Raw genomic sequence first — 21,253 nt, 5'->3', positions numbered from 1 at the left:
TAGAATAGCCCGCTGTCACCATTTCCACGAATCAGGAGCCGATTCATGAGTAAGTCTGAAAACCTGTACGCCGCAGCCCGCCAGGTCATTCCCGGCGGCGTTAACTCTCCGGTACGCGCCTTTACTGGCGTAGGCGGAGTGCCTCTGTTTATCGAGCGTGCGGACGGGGCTTACCTGTATGACGCAGACGGTAAAGCCTATATCGATTACGTTGGTTCATGGGGCCCAATGGTGCTCGGCCACAACCACCCGGCGATCCGCAACGCGGTCATTGAAGCCGTTGAGCGCGGCCTGAGCTTTGGGGCGCCAACCGAAATGGAAGTGAAAATGGCGGAGCTGGTTTGTGAGCTGGTGCCGACCATGGACATGGTTCGTATGGTGAACTCCGGCACCGAAGCCACCATGAGCGCTATCCGCCTCGCTCGCGGCTACACTGGCCGGGATAAAATCATCAAATTCGAAGGCTGCTACCACGGCCACGCGGATTGCCTGCTGGTGAAAGCCGGTTCCGGCGCTCTGACGCTCGGCCAACCAAACTCTCCGGGCGTGCCGGCTGACTTTGCGAAGCACACCCTGACCTGCACCTATAACGATCTGGCCTCCGTGCGCGAAGCCTTTAAGCAATATCCTCAGGACGTGGCCTGTATCATCGTTGAACCCGTCGCGGGCAACATGAACTGCATTCCTCCGCATGCGGACTTCCTGCCGGGCCTGCGAGCGCTGTGCGACGAATTTGGTGCACTGCTGATTATTGATGAAGTGATGACCGGCTTCCGCGTGGCGCTGGCGGGTGCTCAGTCTTACTACGATGTCGAACCAGACCTGACCTGCCTCGGCAAAATCATCGGCGGCGGGATGCCAGTCGGCGCCTTCGGTGGCCGTCGCGAAATCATGGACGCGCTGGCACCAACGGGCCCGGTTTACCAGGCGGGCACGCTCTCCGGGAACCCTATCGCCATGGCGGCGGGCTTCGCTTGCCTGACAGAAGTGTCGCAGCCCGGCGTTCACCAGACCCTGACCGAGCTGACGGAGATGCTGGCTAACGGCCTGTTGAATGCGGCTAAAGCAGAAAACATCCCACTGGTGGTGAATAACGTCGGCGGCATGTTCGGCCTGTTCTTCACCGATGCCGAAACCGTCACCAGCTATAAAGACGTGGTTGCCTGCGATGTAGAGCGCTTCAAGCGCTTCTTCCACCTGATGCTGGAAGAAGGCGTATACCTTGCGCCGTCCGCGTTTGAGGCGGGCTTTATGTCCGTGGCGCATAGCAAAGAAGATATTCAGCGGACCATCGACGCGGCACGCCGCGTGTTTGCGAAGCTGTAATTTTACCCTCCCCCGGCCCTCTCCCTGGAAGGGCGAGGGGAAAACCAGCAGATTTATGCTCGATACTGTTTCCTCACCACCTTAGGGCGAGGGGGAAAACAGCAGATTTATGCTCTTTTCAGTTCCCTCTCCCCTTTGGGGGGAGGGTTAGGGTGAGGGGTTACCGCCCCTGCTTTCTCAGCAAATAAACGAAATAAGGCGCACCGATAAACGTCGCCAGCAGCCCCGCCGGCACCTGATTCGGGAACAGAATCATCCTGCCGCACCAGTCCGCCAGAATCATTAACATCCCGCCAAAAATCCCGGCCATCGCTATCTGCGGCATTGCCCTGCGGAAGCCAAGCATGCGAGCAATATGTGGCGCCATCAGCCCGACAAAACTCAGCGGGCCGACGATTAACGTCGCCGTGGCGGTAAGCGTTGCCGCCAGCAACAGCAGCGCAAAGCGCGATGGTGTTAACGCCATTCCCACCGCCCGTGCGGTGGCACCGCCCAGCGGTAAAATTACCAGCCAGCGGCGCAGTAGCGGCGTGATGGCTAACAGCCCAACCATAACACCCAACGTTCTGACTGCCTGCTCGCCTGTAACGTTATACGTCGAGCCAGAAATCCAGGTCAGCAGCGTCGCCATACGCGGATCGCCGCTTGCCATCAGCATCATCAGTAGCATGGTAAAGGCGGTGCTGAGCGCCATCCCGGCCAACAGCATACGCTGAGGTGAAAAACCACCTCGTCCGGCAGCCATCATGATGATCAGCAGCGTGACCGCCGCACCAAGACTGCCCGCCGGCAGCAGCCAGACAAACGCATTCCCCGGCACAATAAACAGCATCAGCACCACGCCGAAGGCCGCGCCGGAGCTAATGCCCAAGACTTCCGGGCTGGCCATCGCATTGCCGGTTAACCGCTGGATCAGGCAGCCCGCAACCGCCAGCATCACGCCCGCGGTCAAAGCCGCCATAACGCGCGGCCAGCGCCACGGCAGCACATCGTCAAAGAGCGCGCCACTTAGCCAGCGCCAGCCATCAGCATCACGTCCCAGCGCCAGCGCAGCGGCAATCACCAGCAGCAGAATGCCAAGGCCAGCGGCGATCCAAAACAGTACACGCTGGCGTTCAGCCTGAACGTGGTCTCCGGCGCTCATGGACGGCGCACCGCTGGTGCGCAGACGCGGCAGCAGCCACAGCAGGATAGGCGCGCCAATCAACGCGGTGACCGTCCCGGTAGAGACTTCGCCCCATACGCTGGAAAGCCAGACCACAACCTGGTCAGACAGCCAGAGAATCAGCGCCCCAATGAGCGGAGCCAGGCACAAACGAGCAACCAGGCGCCGAGCCCCCAGCATTTTGGCCAACAGCGGCGCAAACAGCCCGATAAAACCGACTATCCCGACCGCATTAACCAACTGAGCACTGATCACAATCGCCAGCGCCAGCGTCGCCAGCCGTACCAGAGAAAGCGCCAGGCCCAGATTGCGCGCCACGCCGTCATCCAGTCCCATCAGCGTCAACGGACGCAGCAACAGCAGCGTTAGCAGCAGGCCGCCCAGCAGGCGTGGCCACAGACTTTCAACGCTGCTCCAGTCCTGCTGATTGAGCGATCCGGTGCTCCACAGGAACATATTCTGAAGCTGGTCATGGTGGAAGATAGCCAGCAGTTGGTTGACCGCGCCGCAATAAAGACTCAGCACCAGGCCCGCAAGAATCAGCGTGACCGGCGACATCCGCTTGCCCCAGGCAACGCCAAAGACAAGCAGGCCTACGACCGCCGCACCAATCAGCGCCGCAAAGGGCTGGGCAGCCAGCGGCAGCACCCAAAGCGTAGCAACCGTGACGCCAAGCTGAGCCCCGCTGGCTACACCAAGCGTTGTCGGCTCCGCCAGAGGATTGCGCAGCACCTGCTGGAACAGCACGCCGACGAGACCCAGCCCGGCACCAACCAACAGCGATATTGCGAGACGCGGCAGCAGGCTAAAGTGAAACAGCATCTGTTGAACATTGTCGATGTCAGGCTGGATAAAAGCACTGCGCCACTGCGAAGAGGGTAAGACGCCATGCATGTTATGCAGCGTCAGCCACAGCGCACAAACAAACAGCACCAGCAGCAGGCTGGCGGGGAAAATAACGTGACGTCTCATCGGGCCAGGCTCCTCAGGCCGTCGTCCAACACGCGGGCAAAGTGCATAGCCGACATGGTCGTGCCATAAAGCCAGACGGCGGGAACTTGCTGAAAACGGTTCTGGCGGATAAACGGCATCGCTTTCCACAGCGGCGTGGCCGTCACCTGGCGGGCCACCGCTTCGTTTCTATGGTCGAAGCACAGCACATCGGCGTCTTTTATCGCCGCCAGGCGTTCAATCCCAACGACCGCCGTCCCCCAGAAGTTCGTTTCTTCATGCCAGGCATTCTTCACCCCCAGCAAATCCATCACCTGCTCGAACAAGCTGTGCTTGCCCACCACCAGCGCATGGCGATTATCCAAAAATGACATCAGCAGTACTGGACGTTTGCCGCGCGCGGCAAAGCGAGGCTTCATGCTGGCAATAAACGCATCAAATTCGGCCAGATGCCGACTGGCGGCCTGCTGCATACCCAGCGTATCCCCCAGTTGAATGAGCGATTTACGCGCAATATCCAGCGGCTTGCCGGAGCCATCGTTAAAATTGAACCCAAGCCCAGGGGCGATACGGGTGATTTTTTCCGGCGAAGGGCCGTAGCCCGCAGAATAGAGAATCAGCGATGGTTTTAGCTGCGCCATCAGCTCGAGGTTAGGTTCGGTGCGCAGGCCAACATCAATCACGCCTTCTGGCAGCTTAGGTTCGTTCACCCAGATTTGGTAATTAGGGATGTCGGCGACGGCCATCGGCGTGACGCCGAGCGCCATCATCAGCTCAACGGGCAGCCATTCCAGGGCGATGATGCGTTTTGCATCCGGCACCGCCGCCTGCGCGGCAGGTAATTTTAGCAGCAGCGGTGAAAGCGCCATCGCCGCCAAAAGGCGGCGACGGGTTAAAATAAAGTCATTCATACGGCTCATCAATAAACAAAACTCACCGGCGCAGCCCCCGCCGGGTGCGGCAGGATGCCCATCGGAATACCGTAGATATGCTCCAGCGTATCACTTTGCATTAAGGCTTCCGGCGTCCCTTGCGCGATCATTTCGCCACCGCGTAGCGCCACCAGATTGTCGCAGTACCGCGCAGCCATATTAATGTCGTGCAGAACGGCAACCACCGTCAGGCCGCGCTCCTGGCTAAGACGATGGATCAGCGCCAGCACGTCCACCTGATGAGCGATATCCAGCGCAGACGTCGGCTCATCCAGCAGCAGGCAGCGGCTATCCTGCGCCACCAGCATGGCGATCCATGCCCGCTGGCGCTCGCCGCCGGACAGGCTGTCCACCAGACGATGCGCAAACGGCTTCAGCCCTACCAGACTGATTGCCTCAACCACCAGCTCACGGTCAGCCACGCCAAAGCGCCCTAAAGCCCCATGCCACGGGTAACGGCCAATCGCCACCAGCTCACGCACCGTCATACCCTCAGCGGCAGGAAGCTGCTGGGGAAGATAGGCCACCTGCCGGGCAAAAGCTTTGCTGCCCCAGCTATCCAGCGGCTGTGAGTTCAGCAGAATTTCACCTTCAGAAGGTTTCTGGTGGCGACCCAGCATTTTCAGCAGCGTCGATTTACCGGAGCCGTTATGGCCAATCAGGCCAGTGACTTTGCCCACCGGGAAGGTGATAGATAGCGGATGGAGTAGCGTGCGGCCGGGCACGCGAAACGTGACATCAGTGAGGCTAAAAGTCGTGTCGGGATGAAGCTGTTTATCCTGCATGGTAGCCATCTTAGTGAAGGGCACGGCGAACCGTGCCCGGGAGACAAGTTAGAAGCGGAAGGTCGCGGTAGCAACCACCTGACGCTCAGCGCCCCAATAGCATGCATAGTCACGATAGCAACTTGAAACATACTCACGGTTGAACAGGTTGTTGACATTTACAGCGACGGAAGAGCCAGGTAAACCAAATCGAGCCAGATCATACTTAACCATAGCATCGGCAACCGTATAACTTGGCACGTTAAAGGTGTTATTAACCTGTGGGCCAGAAGCATAGAAGCTCGAGGTTGCCCCAACATAACGAGCACCAGCCCCGAACGTGAACCCGCTCAGAGCAGTTTCGTGGAAGGTGTAATCAGCCCAGAGAGAGGCCATGTTACGTGGAACTTCTGCCGGACGCTTACCTTGATACAGTGTGTCATGCGTATACTCAGCATCGGTGTATGTATAAGCGGCAGTCAGGTTGATATTTGCGTTAACAGCAGCTTTAGCTTCAAGTTCAAAGCCACGAGAACGAATCTCTCCCCCCTGAACACTAAAGGCATTATCGTTAGGATCTACGGTTAAATTTTTATCTTTCGTCAGCTGATAAACGGCAGCGGTGACGGTGACTGGCATATCTTTTGGTACATATTTCACGCCAGCTTCATACTGTTTCCCTTTAGACGGATCAAATGGCTTACCTTGTTTAGTAGAGCCTGAAACCGGTTCAAAGGATTCGCTATAGCTTACGTAAGGAGAAATACCATTATCAAACAGATAATTAAGACCACCACGCCAGGTGAACTGGTTATCACTTACTTCAGCTAACGTGCCGGATGAGCGAGTAAAGGTGGAAGTTTTAGCAAAATCGTACCGTCCCCCCAGCGTCAGAACAAACTTGTTCCACTCCGCCTGATCTTGCATGTAAAGCCCCGTCTGCTGTTGACGGTTAATTACTGCATAAGGGAAGTTAGCCACAACGTTCGCATTACCGTACTGCGGATTGCTCATGTTGAGCGGGTCAGCAGAACCGTATAGAGCATCAATATCGTTGCGCATACGCATGTAATCCACACCGGTTAACAGAGTATGGTCAACAGCTCCTGTGGCAAATTTAGCCTGTGCCTGAGTATCTACAGAGAAGTTACTAAGATCTTCGTCAGAACGAACATAAGCGCGGCTGATTTGTCCAGGCGCGATATAGCCATTTCCGTATACGGAATCATAAAGCGTATGGATTCGCGTGTAGCGCAGATTCTGGCGAACCGTCCAGGTATCATTGAACTCGTGCGCAAAGCTATATCCAACCATTTGCTGGCGACGAGACATTTTGTTGTCTCTCTCACCTTCATTGAAATCCGTTGGTAATTTGTGAGAGTTGCCATTGGCATCAACATAAGGAACAACAGTTCCCTGACGAGGAAGCCAGCCGTAATAACCTGCGTTAGGATCGCTTTGGAAATTACTTAGGAAAGTGAAATCTGTTTTGTCATCAGGACGCCAGCTAAAGGATGGAGCAATAGCGTAGCGGTTGGATTTAACCATATCTTGCTGAGCATTTTGACTACGGCCCAGCCCTGTCAGGCGGTAGGAAAACTCACCACTATCATCCAACGCATCGCTGAAATCAAAACCTGTCTGCCACAGGTTGTTGGTACCCATTTTAAATTGAATTTCGTGCAACGGCTCAGTCGTTGGACGTTTGCTGACCATACTAACTACGCCACCAGGATGGCTTTTACCATAAAGCACAGAAACAGGGCCACGGAGCAGTTCAACACGCTCCAGGAAATATGGATCCATAGAAGCTTCGGAATAGTTATCCCCTTGCAACTTCATCCCATCCAAATATTGGTTCGTATTTACAGTAGATGATGTGGTGAAACCACGAATAGATACAACGTCGTAAGTTGAAGAGCTCCCACGAGTAGAGAACACGCTTGGTGTGTAATCAAGAGCTTCTTTTACCGTCTGCGGTTGCCGGGTGTCCATCTCTTCACGAGTCACCACCGAAATAGACTGCGGGGTCTTTTCAATGGGGGTATCGGTTTTGGTCGCCGTGGCGCTGCGTTTAGCGGCGATGGTTGGCGATGGCCCCCATGCGCTTTCGGCAGGCACTGCGGCGGCTGAAACGGTAATAGTGTCTTCTTTTTTGGTCGTGCCGGTGTCCGCCGCGAAGCTATTAACGCTGACGGTGCCCACCGCCGCCGCCACAAACAGGGCAAGCTTACGGACAGGGTTTGTGGCTGGCTGACCTGGGAGTGAACGCGCCATGATATTTTCTCTGGTGAAGTGGTAAATGATAACGTAAACGATAATTATTATTATGCCCGCAGGATAATAGACGAAACGCTGGCTGCATAGCAAGCGCCTCACACCCTCAAGCTTATTAAGGGAATAAGAAATAACCAGATGGTTTATGCGGTGTTAATTGGGCGTGAAATTTAAGATAAGAAACGCGTTATGGCGGACAAAAAAGCAAAAAAAACCTCCCCCGGTTAGGGAGAGGTTTGTAAGTGAAGCGAGGCTTAATTGCTGCCGAACATGTCCTTAATCCAGCCGGCAACGCCGTCGCTCTTCTGTTCCTGAGCGGGCTGTTGCTGCTGAGGCTGCTGCTGCGGTTGTTGCTGCGGCTGCTGGCCTGCTGGCGCCTGGCTGAATGGATTAGCCGACTGCTCTTCCTGCTGACTTTGCTGGCAAAGCGCGCTCGGGTTCGTCGTCCAGACCGGCAGCACACGGTCACCACCGCCGCTACACATGAAGTAACCCGCGCCGTTGACGCCCATGTCCACGATATCTTCCGGCTGGGTCAGATCCAGCGGGATCGGCGACTGGTTTGACAGATAACGCTGATACAGCGACATTGCGCCGCTGGCACCGTACAGCTTGGTTGGCTGGTTGTTATCACGTCCTACCCAGGTAATGGTCACTTCACGGCCATCAACGCCGGCAAACCAGGTATCCACGTTGTTGTTGGTGGTCCCCGTTTTCCCGGCCAGATGCAGGTTCGGGTATTTCCCGCCCAGCGCACGGCCTGTACCGCGAGCCACCACCTGCTGCATACCAAACAGCGTCAGATAAGCGGCCTGCGCAGGCACCGCCTGCTCCGCCTGTGGGAAGCTCTGATACAGCACGGTGCCGTCTTCAGCAATCACCGACCGCAGCGCGGAAAGCGTGGCGCGGTTCCCGCCGCTGGCAATCGTCTGGAACGCCTGCGCAACCTGAATAGGCGTCAGGTTCAGCGCCCCCAGAATCATCGCCGGCACGGGATTAAGCTGGTCTTTAGGTACCCCAAGCTTGGTCCAGGTATCGGTAATGGCCGGCAGGCCCAGCGTCATCCCCAGGTTTACGGTTGGCACGTTCATCGAACGCGTCAGCGCATCCACCAGCATCACTTGCCCGCTGTACTGGTGGTTATCGTTCTGCGGCGACCAGACCTGGCCATTCGACAGTTTGATGCCAATCGGGGCATCGGCAAGCCAGGTGTTCAGGCGGAACTTATCCGGCTGGCTCAACGCCGTCAGATAAGTGGCCGGTTTTGCCAGCGAGCCAATGGAGCGACGAGCCTGCAGCGCACGGTTAAAGCCCGCAAACTGCGGTTCCGCGCCGCCGACGACCGCGCGAACTTCACCGGTAAAGCGGTCAACAATGACCATCGCCGCTTCCAGGTCGTTCAGCTTACGGGAAGCACGCAGCACAGGAACGCCTTCGGTCACTGCTTTTTCTGCCGCATCCTGAGACACGGAGTCAAAGGTGGTGAAGATCTTCACGCCGGACAGGTCTTTCACCTTGTCGCCCAGCTTATCCTGAAGCTCCTGACGCACCATCTGCATAAAGGCTGGCTGTGGCGAAATCACGCCGCCGCGAGGCTGCACGCCCAGAGGACGCGCGCTCAACATGTCGTACAGCTCCTGATCGATAACTTTCTGTTCCTGCAGCAGGCGCAGGACCAGATTACGACGTTCAAGCGCCAGCTTCGGATTTCGCCATGGGTTATACAGCGATGCCCCTTTCACCATACCTACCAACAGCGCCTGCTGGTCGAGGCTAAGCTCTTCCACCGGGCGGCCGAAGTAATACAGGCTGGCCAGCGGGAAGCCACGAATCTGATCGTCGCCGCTCTGGCCGAGGTACACCTCGTTCAGATACAGCTCAAGAATGCGATCTTTGTCGTAGCGAGCATCCATGATCAGCGCCATGTAGGCTTCGTTGGCTTTACGCCACAGCGTACGCTGGTTGCTCAGGAAGAGGTTTTTCACCAGTTGCTGAGTCAGCGTACTGCCGCCCTGCACCGCTCGTCCGGCCGTCAGGTTAGCGACAACGGCGCGGCCAATAGAGTAAATGCTGATCCCGTCGTGCTCATAGAAATGGCGGTCTTCGGTAGCAATCAGCGTGTCCACCAGCAGATCCGGGAAGCCGGAACGCGGCACGAACAGGCGCTGCTCGCCGTTTGGCGAAGAAAGCATGGTGATCAGCCGCGGGTCGAGGCGGAAGATACCGAAGCTGCGGTTATTATCCATGTTCTGGATGGATTCCAGATGGCCACCGTCGAACACCAGGCGAGCGCGAATCTGCCCTTCTTTACCGTCCGGGAAGTCAAACGGGCGGCGAATCAGCTCGATGTTGTTCCCCTGCACGGTGAACTCGCCCGGGCGCGTCATGCTCGACACCTGCCGGTACTGCGTCGCTTCCAGCAGCTTCACCATCTCCGCTTTGCTGTAAGGCATATCTGGCTCAAGGTTTACCATGCGGCCATAGACCGCCGCCGGAAGCTGCCAGACTTTGCCGTCAATGCGGCTACGGATCTGCTGATCGAGGTACACGCCGTAAATAACCAGCACCACAAAGAAGATGATCGCCAGCTTCACCAACAGCCAGAAGAAACGGCGTTTTTTCGACGGGCGGCCCGAGCCTTTCCCCTTACCTTTTCCTTTACGCGGCGGCATAGGTTCTTCGTCCTCGTAATCATCGTCTTCGTACTCGTCGTCATACTCCTCTTCCTTGAGTCGACGACGGCTCACCTTCTCTTTCGCCGGACGCGTTGGTTTTCCTTTACGTCCAATAGGCTCGCGGTCATTCCCCGCCATGCATCTTCTCCACAAAAGTTCAGGCGCAAAGGCCCGATTCTCCGTTCTTCCGCGTAATACGAAAGAAGAAATCTCTCAAAAAAAAACAACCGGACATTCTTTTCAAGAATGCCTTTTCATGCTTGCTCCCTCTCCCATTGGAAGAAGGTATCAGGAATACTTTTTCGTCCGGCGCGTCGGGGCAGTATTCGCCGGATCGTCCGGCCAGACGTGCTTCGGGTAACGTCCCTTCATCTCTTTTTGCACTTCGCGCCAGGCCCCGTTCCAGAACGCCGTTAAATCACGGGTGATCTGCAACGGCCGCTGCGCCGGAGATAATAGCTCAAGCACCAGCGGAACGCGCCCCTCGGCGATGCAAGGCGTCTGTGCTTCACCAAACATTTCCTGAATACGCACCGCCAGTACCGGCGGATTTTCGCTGTCATAGCGAATCGCAATCTGGCTTCCGGTCGGCACAGTGTAATGAGTTGGCAGGGCACTATCCAGCCGTTGACGCATTGGCCAGTCAAGCAAGTTGCCCAGCGCCCGGCTAAGGTCGATATTTTTCAACGCACGTAGCGAATGCACGCCGCGCATTTCCGGCAGCAGCCAGTCTTCGAGCTTTGCCAGCAGGGAGTCATCGTCCACCGCAGGCCATTTCTGCTCCGGCAGCCAGCGAGCCGCGCAGCTCAGGCGCAACCGCAGCTGCTGAGCCGGAACGGACCACTCCAGCAGGCCCAGCCCGCGTTCACGAATACCGTTTAAAATCGCCTGCTGCATTTCCTCTTCGGAAGGCTTCGCTAACAGCTGAGTTTTCACCACTAATTTGCCGATCTGACGCCGCCGCCAGGCTTTTAACGCGCCCCGCTCTTCATCCCATTCCACCGAATCACTTTCCGTCAGCAGATGCGGGATACGAACGACAAGTTCTTCAACATCCAGCGGCAGCGCCAGCAGGATGCGGGCATCCGGCGACTGGCTGCCCTGCAGCAAAAGCGGCGCTATCAGCCATTCATGCCGCGTCATGGCGTCATCCTGCTCCAGCATCGCGCCCATACCGTTGGCTAACTGATAGCGACCTTCTGCCCCGCGCCGCCGGGCGAGACGGTCGGCAAACCCGCTGGCCAGCAGCGGCATGGCTAGCGAGATATCCGGCTCCCCGCTTCGGGCATTTATTCTTTTCAGCAACTGAGCGGCGCGCTGCCGCCAGTTACCGTTCCTGCTGTCGAAAAGTGACCGCAAATCGCCGCCACCCTGAGTACGCGGCGGTTCCTCCAGGATTGCAGCCAGCCACGCAGCTGTGGCCTGCTCATCCGGCGTTTTGGCCGTCACCAGCATTGAGGCAAGACGCGGGTCGTTACCCATTTTCGCCATTTTTTGCCCTTCTGCCGTCAGGCGTTGCTGCTCGTCAACGGCCCCTAGCTGACGTAGCAGACGTTGAGCTGCCGCCAGGTTGACCTCCGGCGGCGCATCAAGCCAGGTTAGCTGGCGCACGTCCTGGCAGCCCCATTGCAATAGCTCCAGCAGCAGGCCGGATAAATCGCTTTGTAAGATTTCCGGTTCGCTCTGGGCCGCCGCACGTTCGGCCTGGTCGGCGGCGATCAGATGCAGGCATATACCCGGCTCCAGACGCCCGGCGCGTCCGGCCCGCTGGGTCATTGAGGCTTGACTCACACGCTGAGTGACCAGCCGGGTCAGCCCGGTACGAGCGTCAAAGCGAGCGACGCGTTCCTGCGCCGCATCCACCACCAGGCGAATGCCTTCAATGGTCAAACTGGTCTCGGCAATGTTAGTCGCCAGTACGACCTTCCGGGTTCCCGCCGCGGCGGGCAGAATCGCTTTACGCTGCTCGCTCAAAGGTAAAGCGCCGTACAGCGGGCAAAGCTGAACATCGCTCGGCACTCGCTCTTTGAGTTGTTCCTGTACACGCTGAATTTCACCCACGCCGGGTAAAAACAGCAGCAGAGATCCTGACTCTTCACGCAGCAGCCCGGCCACGGCGGCGGCAACTGCGTCATCAAAGCGCTGATGCGCTGGCAAAGCCATGTAGCGGCGCTCAACCGGGAAAGCACGACCTTCAGAGGTAATCACCGGTGCATCCGGCAGGCATTGCTGCAGACGCTGGTTGTCCAGCGTCGCCGACATAATCAGAATTTTAAGGTCATCGCGAAGCCCGGCCTGCACGTCCAGCAGCAGCGCCAGGGCGAGATCGGCCTGTAAACTGCGCTCATGAAATTCATCCAGGATCACAAGCCCAATACCGTTGAGCTCGGGATCCTGTTGGATAAGCCGCGTTAGAATCCCTTCGGTCACCACCTCAAGCCGGGTGTTTGGCCCCACACAGCTGTCAGCTCGCATCCGGTAGCCGACAGTTTCACCCGGTTTCTCACCCAATAACTCGGCCAGTCGCTGAGCAACATTGCGGGCGGCAAGGCGACGAGGTTCAAGCAGCAGAATGCGGCCTTCCAGCTTACTCTGCTGAAGGATTTGCAGCGGCAGCCAGGTAGATTTACCTGCGCCGGTAGGGGCATTGAGCAATACTTGCGGGGCGTACTCGAGCGCTTTCAGCACTTCCGGCAGTACGGCCGCAACCGGTAATGAGGACACAAACGGCTCCAAAGGGTTAACATCGGCAGTCGCGCATTGTAGCATCCCGCCAAACCATAACCGAGAGACAAGCATGGCCGAAAATCGACGCCTGTTTTTTGCCCTGACGTTACCGTCCGAGGTTCAGCAGCAAATCATTCACTGGCGAGCCGCCCAGTTCCCGGCGGATGCTGGCCGACCGGTAGTTGCGGCCAATCTGCACCTCACGCTGGCGTTTTTGGGGGATGTCTCCGAAGAAAAACGCCAGGCACTGTGTCGCCTCGCCGGAAGAATTAACCAGCCCGGCTTTACGCTGCGCCTGGACGATGCCGGGCAATGGCTTCGCTCAAGCGTCGTCTGGCTGGGGCCACGCCAGGCTCCGCGCGGCCTGCTGCAACTGGCCAATATGCTACGCTCCCAGGCTGCTCGCAGCGGCTGCTATCAGTCTCCGCAGCCGTTTCATCCCCACGTGACGCTTTATCGCAATGCCATACGCTCCGTGGCGCTCCCCGCTCCGGGCTTTAGCTGGCAATTTCAGGTGAATGAATTTTCGCTGTACGAGTCCGTTTTTGAACAGGGTAGAACCCGCTATCAGGCGCTGGAGCGCTGGTCGCTCACTAATAAGGAAGAGTAGATGGAGTTTTCACCCGCGCTGCAGCCCGCCACGCTAATTAAACGCTATAAACGCTTTCTGGCGGACGTTGTAACCGCCAACGGCGAAACCATGACGCTGCATTGCCCCAATACCGGAGCAATGACAGGCTGCGCCACGCCGGGCGACACGGTTTGGTATTCCACATCGGCCAGCCCAACTCGCAAATACCCCCATACATGGGAGCTTACTCAAACACAAAAGGGTGAGATAATTTGCGTCAATACGTTACGAGCAAACACTCTGGTCAGAGAGATGCTGACGACATATCCTCCGACACAACTGGCGGGCTATGACAGCCTTCAGGCCGAAGTAAAATACGGTGAAGAACGCAGCAGAATTGACTTTATGTTACAAGCGAGTAACAAGGTTAACTGCTATATTGAAGTAAAATCAGTCACGTTGCTCCAGCAGGATAAAGGCTATTTTCCCGATGCTGTTAGCCTGCGGGGCCAGAAGCATTTAAGAGAGTTGATGAATGTGGTTCAGCAAGGAGAGCGCGCGGTGCTACTGTTTGCGGTTTTACATTCTGCTATAAATAGCGTCTCGCCAGCCCGCCACATTGATGAGAAGTATGCGCGGCTGTTAACCGAGGCACAGCAGTGTGGGGTTGAAATTATCGCCTGGAAAGCAGAACTTTCTGCTGAGAGGATCACTCTAACTACGCCGTTGCCTGTCTATTTATAATCAGCATCTGGTTAAGGACAGATAACGTATTGTCTTTTTTATAGTCGGGTCGTTTCGCAAATAAGCTTTTCTTCACACGGTTGTCAAGAGAGGAGTTTATATAATTGCCAACCTGAAAAGCATCTGCTATTTATAGCGGCCTGATTTTACCCCGACAGGGGACCGATAAGTGCGTGTTAAGGAGAAGCAACATGCAAGAAGGGCAAAAGCGTAAAACGTCGTCCCTGAGTATTCTCGCCATCGCTGGGGTGGAGCCATACCAGGAGAAAACGGGCGAAGAGTACATGAACGAAGCCCAGCTGTCGCACTTCAAGCTTATTCTTGAAGCATGGCGTAATCAGCTCAGGGACGAGGTAGATCGCACCGTTTCGCACATGCAGGATGAAGCGGCTAACTTCCCGGACCCGGTAGACCGTGCGGCCCAGGAAGAAGAGTTCAGCCTCGAACTGCGTAACCGCGATCGTGAACGCAAACTGATCAAAAAGATCGAAAAAACGCTCAAGAAAGTGGAAGACGAAGATTTCGGCTACTGCGAATCCTGCGGTGTAGAAATCGGCATTCGTCGCCTTGAAGCACGTCCGACCGCTGATTTGTGTATCGACTGCAAAACGTTGGCAGAAATCCGCGAAAAACAGATGGCCGGCTAACGGCCCTCGGAAATGCCAAACCTCTATGGCGGGAGACTCTCCCGCCATATTACTTTATTGCACCCCAAAAAATGTCAGCTCAACTCTACATTGGCCGTTTTGCCCCCTCACCTTCCGGGGAACTGCATTTTGGCTCACTCATTGCCGCTCTTGGCAGCTACCTTCAGGCTCGCGCTCAACAGGGTCGCTGGCTGGTACGCATCGAAGATATCGATCCTCCTCGCGAAGTTCCCGGCGCCGCCGACACCATCCTCAAACAGCTTGAGCATTACGGCCTGCACTGGGATGGCGATGTGCTATGGCAATCCCACCGCCATGAGGCCTATCGCGCCGCGTTGAACTGGCTCCGGCAGCAAGGGCTGAGCTATTACTGCACCTGCACTCGCAGCCGTATTCAGCAGATCGGCGGTTTCTACGATGGGCATTGCAGAACCCTTGGCAACGGGCCACAAAACGCCGCAATGCGCCTGGTGCAAAACAACCCGGTGCTGAGCTTCCAGGACGGCCTGCGCGGGCAATTGCATGCCGATGAGTCTTTGGCGCGGGAAGATTTCATCATTCACCGTCGTGACGGTCTGTTCGCCTATAATCTTGCTGTCGTGGTGGATGACCACTTCCAGGGCGTGACGGAGATCGTGCGCGGTGCAGATTTGATTGAGCCGACGGTGCGGCAAATCTCGCTATACCAGCAGTTTGGCTGGCCCGCTCCCGGCTATATTCATCTGCCACTGGCGCTCAACGAGCAGGGCTCTAAGCTTTCGAAGCAGAATCACGCGCCCGCGCTGCCGCAGGGCGATCCTCGCCCGCTGCTGGTGGAAGCGTTGCGCTTTTTAAATCAACAAGTAGCGGACGGCTGGCAAGATCTGACGCAGGAAAGGCTGCTGGAGCAAGCCGTAATGAACTGGTCGCTTAATAGTGTGCCGGTGAATACATCATTCTCAAATGCCCCACACTGAGCTATGATTAGCCGCTGTTTTTTTTGTCCCTATGATTGACACTGCCGAGGTGGACTATTTTTACCCGAGTCGCTAATTTTTGCCGCAAGGTGCTTAACCGCGATGACGTCGTGGTCGAGGAGACCGAAACTCTCCCGCACATTACTGTTATCCCGCGCGATCAGCACGCTATTTCCCGCAAAGATATCAGTGAAAATGCCCTCAAGGTACTCTACCGTTTAAACAAAGCAGGCTACGAGGCTTACCTCGTCGGCGGCGGCGTCCGCGACCTGCTGCTGGGCAAAAAACCGAAAGATTTCGACGTCACCACCAGCGCGACGCCAGAACAAGTTCGCAAACTGTTCCGTAACTGCCGCCTGGTTGGCCGCCGTTTCCGCCTGGCTCACGTGATGTTCGGGCCTGAAATCATCGAAGTGGCCACCTTCCGCGGCCATCATGAAGAGCAGCAGTCTGCGGACCGTCAGACCTCGCAGCGGGGCCAGAACGGCATGCTGCTGCGTGATAACATCTTTGGTTCTATCGAAGAAGATGCTCAACGCCGCGACTTCACTATCAACAGTCTTTACTACAGCGTGGCCGATTTCTCCGTGCGGGATTACGTCGGCGGCCTGAACGATCTGAACAAAGGCATTATTCGCCTGATTGGCGACCCGGAAACGCGTTACCGCGAAGATCCGGTGCGAATGCTGCGCGCCGTGCGCTTTGCCGCCAAGCTGAATATGACCGTCAGCCCGGAAACCGGCGAGCCGATTCCTCGCCTTGCCACGCTGCTGAACGATGTGCCCCCGGCGCGTCTCTTTGAAGAATCGCTCAAACTTCTGCAGGCCGGATACGGGTTTGAAACCTACCAACTGCTGCGTGAATATCAGCTCTTCCAGCCGTTGTTCCCGATCATCACCCGCTATTTCACCGAGCAGGGCGACAGCCCGATGGAACGCATTATTGCGCTGGTGCTGAAGAACACCGATACCCGCATTCATAACGATATGCGCGTAAATCCGGCGTTCCTGTTTGCGGCGATGTTCTGGTATCCACAGCTGGAAATGGCGCAAAAGATTGCCCAGGAAAGCGGCCTCGCCTACTACGACGCCTTTGCGCTGGCAATGAATGAAGTGCTGGATGAAGCCTGCCGTGCGCTGGCGATTCCAAAACGCATTACTACGCTGGTGCGCGATATCTGGGGCCTGCAGCTTCGTCTGTCCCGCCGCCAGGGTAAACGCGCCTGGAAGCTGATGGAGCATCCTAAATTCCGGGCGTCTTACGACCTGCTGGCGCTGCGCGCGGAAGTCGAGAACAACCAGGAACTGCTGCGTCTGACCAAATGGTGGGGCGAGTTCCAGGTCGCTGCGCCGCCAATGCAAAAAGATATGCTGAACGACCTTGGCGATGAGCCTGCAGCTCGCCGCCGCACGCGTCGCCCACGCAAACGCGCGCCACGTCGCGAAGGTAATTCATGACCCTCGCGTATATCGCGCTGGGCAGTAACCAGGCGTCGCCGCTGGAGCAGGTTTCATCTGCCCTTGACGCCCTGGCCGCCATTCCACAAAGCCGAATGGTGGCCACTTCTTCGTTTTACCGCACCCCCCCGCTCGGCCCGCAGGATCAGCCAGATTATCTGAATGCTGCCGTGGTGCTGGACACCGACCTGTCTGCCGAAGCCCTTCTGGACCATACCCAACGTATTGAACTGGAGCATGGCCGCGTGCGCAAAGCAGAGCGCTGGGGGCCGCGGACGTTAGATCTCGATCTTATGCTGTTTGGCGATGAGGTGATGCACACCGAACGCCTGACTGTGCCTCATTACGACATGAAGAACCGCGCGTTTATGCTGGTTCCTCTGCTGGAAATAGCACCGGAATGCCGCTTTCCCGACGGGCAGTCTGTTGCCGCGATACTGGCTAGCCTCTCCCAGGAGGGCATCACCCGCTGGTAAACAGCGCGCCCGTATCCTGTTCTAACCTTTCTCCGGGGATGATGATGAAACCCACTACCACCTCCACCCTGCGTAAGCTCAAGCAGGATAACAAGAAATTCGCCACCCTTACCGCCTATGACTTTAGCTTCGCTAAGCTGTTTGCTGACGAAGGCGTCGGCGTTTTGCTGGTTGGCGATTCGCTGGGCATGACGGTTCAGGGCCACGACTCTACGCTGCCGGTCACGGTGGCAGACATAGCCTACCACACTCGTGCGGTTCGCCGCGGTGCACCAAACTGCCTGCTGCTGGCTGACCTGCCGTTTATGGCCTACGCCACGCCGGAGCAGGCGTTTTCCAACTCCGCAGAGGTCATGCGCGCCGGGGCTAACATGGTGAAAATCGAAGGCGGACGCTGGCTGGCTGACACGGTGAAAATGCTGACGGAGCGCGCCGTTCCTGTATGTGGTCATTTGGGATTAACGCCGCAGTCGGTCAATATTTTTGGCGGGTATAAAGTTCAGGGCCGCGACGAACAGGCCGCGCAAACGCTGCTGGATGACGCTCTGGCGCTGGAAGCCGCTGGCGCCCAGTTGCTGGTGCTGGAGTGCGTTCCCGTTGAGCTGGCTAAACGCGTAACCGAAGCGCTTTCTATCCCGGTGATTGGCATTGGCGCGGGCAACGTCACGGACGGGCAGATTCTGGTGATGCATGATGCCTTTGGGATTACCGGCGGCCATATTCCTAAGTTTGCAAAGAATTTCCTTACTGAGACCGCCGATATTCGCACCGCGGTGCGCCAGTACATTAGTGAAGTCGAATCCGGCACTTATCCGGGCAACGAACACAGTTTTTACTGACAGGAGATAGGTTGTGCTGATTATCGAAACGTTACCGCTGCTGCGTCAGCAGATTCGCCGCTGGCGCCAGGAAGGAAAACGCATCGCCCTGGTGCCGACCATGGGCAACCTGCACGATGGGCACATGACGCTGGTGGAAGAAGCCAAAGCCGTGGCTGATGTGGTCGTGGTCAGTATTTTCGTGAACCCGATGCAGTTTGACAGACCGGACGACTTAGCCCGCTACCCGCGCACCCTGCAGGAAGATTGCGAAAAGCTGAACCGCCGCAAGGTGGATATGGTCTTTGCCCCGGCGCCGGTTGACGTTTACCCTCAGGGCCTCGACACACAGACATTTGTGGATGTGCCGGGCATCTCCACCATGCTGGAAGGCGCCAGCCGCCCAGGGCATTTCCGTGGTGTTTCCACCATTGTCAGCAAACTGTTCAACCTCGTTCAGCCCGACGTTGCCTGCTTTGGCCAAAAGGATTATCAGCAGCTAGCGCTGATCCGCAAAATGGTCGCCGATATGGGCTACGACATTGAGATTATTGGCGTACCGACCGTGCGCGCTAAAGACGGCCTGGCGCTCAGCTCACGTAATGGCTACCTGACTGCAGAGCAGCGTAAAATCGCCCCGGGATTGAGCAAGGTCATGAACGTCCTGGCGGAAAAACTGCGCGGCGGCGACCGTGATACCGAAGAGATGCTGATCCTCGCGGCAACAGAATTGAACGAAAAAGGTTTCCGTTCTGATGACCTGCAAATCCGCGATGCGGACACTTTGCTGGAGCTGTCAGCGGAAAGCAAACGTGCGGTGATCCTGATGGCGGCCTGGCTCGGTCAGGCCCGACTGATTGATAACGTCACCGTCGATCTGGCGCAGTAGACAGCATAAATAAAAAGGGCAATACTGCCTCGAATATCCACGGCGCGGGTGATATCCGCGCTTTTCAAGCCCAGTAACAAAGGTTCAAGTTTATGATTCGCACCATGCTGCAAGGCAAGTTACACCGCGTCAAAGTGACTCAGGCGGACTTGCATTACGAAGGCTCCTGCGCCATCGATCAGGACTTCCTTGAGGCGGCAGGCATTCTGGAATATGAAGCCATCGACATCTACAACGTCACCAACGGGAAGCGTTTTTCTACCTACGCTATCGCCGGTGAACGTGGCTCTAAAATCATCTCCGTTAACGGTGCGGCGGCACACTGCGCCGACGTCGGTGACATCCTGATTATCGCCAGCTACGTTACTATGCCAGATGAGCAGGCGCGCAGCTGGCAGCCAAAAGTGGCCTACTTTGACGGTGAGAATGAGATGAAGCGTCTTGCAAAAGCCGTGCCGGTTCAGGTCGCGTAACAACCGCCCTCGCCCTAACCCTCTCCCCACGCGGGAGAGGGATCGAACAACCCCAGTTTAGCTCACGTACTCACGATTCAGGCTGATTGGTAATCGTCCTCGACATCGTCTCCAGAGAATCCGTCCTCATAATATAAAGCCGCTTCAGCAAGAACGGGTTGTCGCCCGGTTTCACCTTCCCACGCACCGTGGTTACCGCCATATGGAATCCTGCATCGTTCGCCGCTTTTACCGCAATATCGTTATAGCCGCCAAACGGATAAGAGAGATAAAGCACGTGCGGATTGAACTGCGACAGCGCACGGCGCGAGTGCTCAAAATCAAACAGGATATTGTGGTAGCTACGGCTCAGAAGAATCGGGCGGCGGTAGTTATCCACGCGATGCAGGAAATGCGTGTGCGACTGAATATCGAACACGCTTTGAATCGCCTCCAGCTCAGAAATACTCATAAACTGCAGAGACTTTGGATTCCACGGCTGTGGATGGCGCTTAATGCGCGACGAGATAATGTAAGCCGTCGCTTTAAAGCCGTACTGTTTCAGAATCGGGAACGCGTAACGGTAGACTGATTTCAACCCGTCATCAAAGGTGATCACCACCGAGCGAGCCGGGAGATTCATACGGTTACGCAGATAACCTTCCAACTGATACATCGTCAGCGTGGTGTAGCCCATGTCACGCAGCCAGGTCATCTGGTTGCTGAACGCAACAACCGAGGTGGTCGTCGACGTATGGCGGAAACGCGTATTTTCCTCATCACGCAGAATGTGGTGATAGGTCAGAACCGGAATGCCGTTATCCGGCTGCGCGTCCAGGCTGCTGATGTAGCCCAGGCGATTGCCAATGCGAATTTGGTACCAGGTCTGGTTCAGGCGATCTTTGAGCTTGCCGATGATTGGGTAACGCAGGTTATCTGCCAGCGTGCCGAACACCGCTGACGAGGTGGCCGGCTCGCTATAGATAGCCACGTCGCGGAAGGTGATCAAGTTTTGGTTACTCAACGGATTGTTGAGATCCCCCAGCCGGTCTTCCACTCGCTGCTTGCCTTTTACCGGGCCAAGATGCGCCTTGTCGATAAACCCGGTACCGAAGCCGAAATTAAACTCGTAGTAATCTGCGGCCGTCGGCACCACCGCCAGGATTTGCCCCTGGCCGATACGGCCGACGGAAATCACATTATCACCCACCTGCGCCCAGATATCGGCATCTTCGGTGGTTTGCATATATTGGGCGGGAGTGTCATGGCTACTGAGCAGGCTAGCCTGAGCAGTTCCGATGCTGATGACCAGCATGACGCAATAAACAAGGCGAGTTAACATGGCAAATTAGTCAGTTTTTGTCGGAAAGACGGAAGGAAGTCATTAGTTTAGCAAAAGACAGAGGAATACCAACCTCAATAGATA

Annotated in this window: 17 protein-coding genes; 10 read left to right on the top strand and 7 right to left on the bottom strand. The window is 56.6% G+C overall.

The features are described 5' to 3' along the window. Positions 1 to 45: 45 nt before the first annotated feature. On the top strand, positions 46 to 1,326 hold the full coding sequence (hemL, locus tag WFN87_RS08370) for a glutamate-1-semialdehyde 2,1-aminomutase (protein ID WP_336982877.1): 1,281 nt from the start codon (positions 46 to 48) through the stop codon (positions 1,324 to 1,326). A gap of 160 nt (positions 1,327 to 1,486) precedes the next feature. Here the strand turns inward: hemL and fhuB are convergent, their stop codons facing one another. The 6 genes from fhuB to hrpB all read right to left on the bottom strand — a co-directional run bounded on the left by fhuB (position 1,487) and on the right by hrpB (position 12,814). Further along, a complete protein-coding gene (fhuB, locus tag WFN87_RS08365) occupies positions 1,487 to 3,463 on the bottom strand; it encodes a Fe(3+)-hydroxamate ABC transporter permease FhuB (protein WP_336982876.1) in 1,977 nt (658 codons plus the stop codon). Next, positions 3,460 to 4,362, bottom strand: a complete 903-nt coding sequence (gene fhuD, locus WFN87_RS08360; protein ID WP_336982875.1) for a Fe(3+)-hydroxamate ABC transporter substrate-binding protein FhuD — start codon at positions 4,360 to 4,362, stop codon at positions 3,460 to 3,462. The genes fhuB and fhuD overlap by 4 nt, the downstream gene beginning before the upstream one ends. Then, on the bottom strand, positions 4,362 to 5,159 hold the full coding sequence (fhuC, locus tag WFN87_RS08355) for a Fe3+-hydroxamate ABC transporter ATP-binding protein FhuC (RefSeq protein WP_336982874.1): 798 nt from the start codon (positions 5,157 to 5,159) through the stop codon (positions 4,362 to 4,364). Before fhuC ends, fhuD begins: the two co-directional genes overlap by 1 nt. A 48-nt stretch (positions 5,160 to 5,207) precedes the next feature. Next, positions 5,208 to 7,415, bottom strand: coding sequence for a ferrichrome porin FhuA (gene fhuA / locus WFN87_RS08350; protein WP_336982873.1), 2,208 nt, complete (start codon positions 7,413 to 7,415; stop codon positions 5,208 to 5,210). Between the two features lie 254 nt (positions 7,416 to 7,669). Beyond that, on the bottom strand, positions 7,670 to 10,228 hold the full coding sequence (mrcB, locus tag WFN87_RS08345) for a bifunctional glycosyl transferase/transpeptidase (RefSeq protein WP_008460368.1): 2,559 nt from the start codon (positions 10,226 to 10,228) through the stop codon (positions 7,670 to 7,672). Positions 10,229 to 10,378: 150 nt separating this feature from the next. Continuing rightward, the gene (gene hrpB / locus WFN87_RS08340) at positions 10,379 to 12,814 is read right to left on the bottom strand and encodes an ATP-dependent helicase HrpB (protein WP_336982871.1); all 2,436 of its coding nucleotides are present in this window, start codon (positions 12,812 to 12,814) and stop codon (positions 10,379 to 10,381) included. 73 nt (positions 12,815 to 12,887) lie between these two features. Here hrpB and thpR point away from each other — a divergent pair, with 73 nt between their 5' ends. The 9 genes from thpR to panD all read left to right on the top strand — a co-directional run bounded on the left by thpR (position 12,888) and on the right by panD (position 19,848). Then, on the top strand, positions 12,888 to 13,427 hold the full coding sequence (gene thpR / locus WFN87_RS08335; RefSeq protein WP_336982869.1) for an RNA 2',3'-cyclic phosphodiesterase: 540 nt from the start codon (positions 12,888 to 12,890) through the stop codon (positions 13,425 to 13,427). Next, positions 13,428 to 14,132 carry a DNA/RNA nuclease SfsA gene (sfsA, locus tag WFN87_RS08330; protein ID WP_166993583.1) on the top strand — a complete coding sequence of 235 codons (705 nt, stop codon included), beginning with the start codon at positions 13,428 to 13,430 and terminating at the stop codon, positions 14,130 to 14,132. A gap of 191 nt (positions 14,133 to 14,323) precedes the next feature. Further along, on the top strand, positions 14,324 to 14,779 hold the full coding sequence (gene dksA, locus WFN87_RS08325; RefSeq protein WP_008460361.1) for an RNA polymerase-binding protein DksA: 456 nt from the start codon (positions 14,324 to 14,326) through the stop codon (positions 14,777 to 14,779). A gap of 71 nt (positions 14,780 to 14,850) precedes the next feature. Next, positions 14,851 to 15,735: a tRNA glutamyl-Q(34) synthetase GluQRS gene (gene gluQRS, locus WFN87_RS08320; protein WP_166876732.1), complete on the top strand. Its 885-nt coding sequence runs from the start codon at positions 14,851 to 14,853 to the stop codon at positions 15,733 to 15,735. 56 nt (positions 15,736 to 15,791) lie between these two features. Further along, the gene (pcnB, locus tag WFN87_RS08315) at positions 15,792 to 17,192 is read left to right on the top strand and encodes a polynucleotide adenylyltransferase PcnB (RefSeq protein WP_336982886.1); all 1,401 of its coding nucleotides are present in this window, start codon (positions 15,792 to 15,794) and stop codon (positions 17,190 to 17,192) included. Then, positions 17,189 to 17,668, top strand: a complete 480-nt coding sequence (folK, locus tag WFN87_RS08310; RefSeq protein WP_008461854.1) for a 2-amino-4-hydroxy-6-hydroxymethyldihydropteridine diphosphokinase — start codon at positions 17,189 to 17,191, stop codon at positions 17,666 to 17,668. Before pcnB ends, folK begins: the two co-directional genes overlap by 4 nt. 44 nt (positions 17,669 to 17,712) lie before the next feature. Beyond that, positions 17,713 to 18,507 (top strand): 3-methyl-2-oxobutanoate hydroxymethyltransferase, encoded by a 795-nt coding sequence (panB, locus tag WFN87_RS08305; protein WP_336982865.1) that lies wholly within the window; start codon positions 17,713 to 17,715, stop codon positions 18,505 to 18,507. Positions 18,508 to 18,520: 13 nt separating this feature from the next. After that, the gene (panC, locus tag WFN87_RS08300) at positions 18,521 to 19,375 is read left to right on the top strand and encodes a pantoate--beta-alanine ligase (protein WP_336982863.1); all 855 of its coding nucleotides are present in this window, start codon (positions 18,521 to 18,523) and stop codon (positions 19,373 to 19,375) included. Positions 19,376 to 19,467: 92 nt separating this feature from the next. Further along, on the top strand, positions 19,468 to 19,848 hold the full coding sequence (gene panD, locus WFN87_RS08295) for an aspartate 1-decarboxylase (RefSeq protein WP_008461846.1): 381 nt from the start codon (positions 19,468 to 19,470) through the stop codon (positions 19,846 to 19,848). A gap of 70 nt (positions 19,849 to 19,918) precedes the next feature. Here the strand turns inward: panD and WFN87_RS08290 are convergent, their stop codons facing one another. Beyond that, a complete protein-coding gene (locus tag WFN87_RS08290) occupies positions 19,919 to 21,169 on the bottom strand; it encodes a polysaccharide deacetylase family protein (RefSeq protein WP_008461844.1) in 1,251 nt (416 codons plus the stop codon). Positions 21,170 to 21,253 lie beyond the last annotated feature (84 nt).

Origin of the sequence: Cedecea sp. AS113 (genome assembly GCF_037152415.1) — a bacterium.
In the GTDB taxonomy this organism is placed as follows: Bacteria; Pseudomonadota; Gammaproteobacteria; order Enterobacterales; family Enterobacteriaceae; genus Cedecea.
The sequence above is the reverse complement of the archived record's forward strand: the minus strand, read 5'-3'. Positions and strand labels throughout refer to the sequence as shown.

Coding starts and splice junctions, on each gene's coding strand:
- WFN87_RS08290 (WP_008461844.1), bottom strand. CDS start 21,169: ATGTTAACTCGCCTTGTTTATTGCGTCATGCTGGTCATCAGCATCGGA.
- mrcB (WP_008460368.1), bottom strand. CDS start 10,228: ATGGCGGGGAATGACCGCGAGCCTATTGGACGTAAAGGAAAACCAACG.
- folK (WP_008461854.1), top strand. CDS start 17,189: ATGACCCTCGCGTATATCGCGCTGGGCAGTAACCAGGCGTCGCCGCTG.
- fhuC (WP_336982874.1), bottom strand. CDS start 5,159: ATGCAGGATAAACAGCTTCATCCCGACACGACTTTTAGCCTCACTGAT.
- thpR (WP_336982869.1), top strand. CDS start 12,888: ATGGCCGAAAATCGACGCCTGTTTTTTGCCCTGACGTTACCGTCCGAG.
- fhuD (WP_336982875.1), bottom strand. CDS start 4,362: ATGAGCCGTATGAATGACTTTATTTTAACCCGTCGCCGCCTTTTGGCG.
- fhuA (WP_336982873.1), bottom strand. CDS start 7,415: ATGGCGCGTTCACTCCCAGGTCAGCCAGCCACAAACCCTGTCCGTAAG.
- dksA (WP_008460361.1), top strand. CDS start 14,324: ATGCAAGAAGGGCAAAAGCGTAAAACGTCGTCCCTGAGTATTCTCGCC.
- sfsA (WP_166993583.1), top strand. CDS start 13,428: ATGGAGTTTTCACCCGCGCTGCAGCCCGCCACGCTAATTAAACGCTAT.
- panB (WP_336982865.1), top strand. CDS start 17,713: ATGAAACCCACTACCACCTCCACCCTGCGTAAGCTCAAGCAGGATAAC.
- gluQRS (WP_166876732.1), top strand. CDS start 14,851: ATGTCAGCTCAACTCTACATTGGCCGTTTTGCCCCCTCACCTTCCGGG.
- hemL (WP_336982877.1), top strand. CDS start 46: ATGAGTAAGTCTGAAAACCTGTACGCCGCAGCCCGCCAGGTCATTCCC.
- panD (WP_008461846.1), top strand. CDS start 19,468: ATGATTCGCACCATGCTGCAAGGCAAGTTACACCGCGTCAAAGTGACT.
- fhuB (WP_336982876.1), bottom strand. CDS start 3,463: ATGAGACGTCACGTTATTTTCCCCGCCAGCCTGCTGCTGGTGCTGTTT.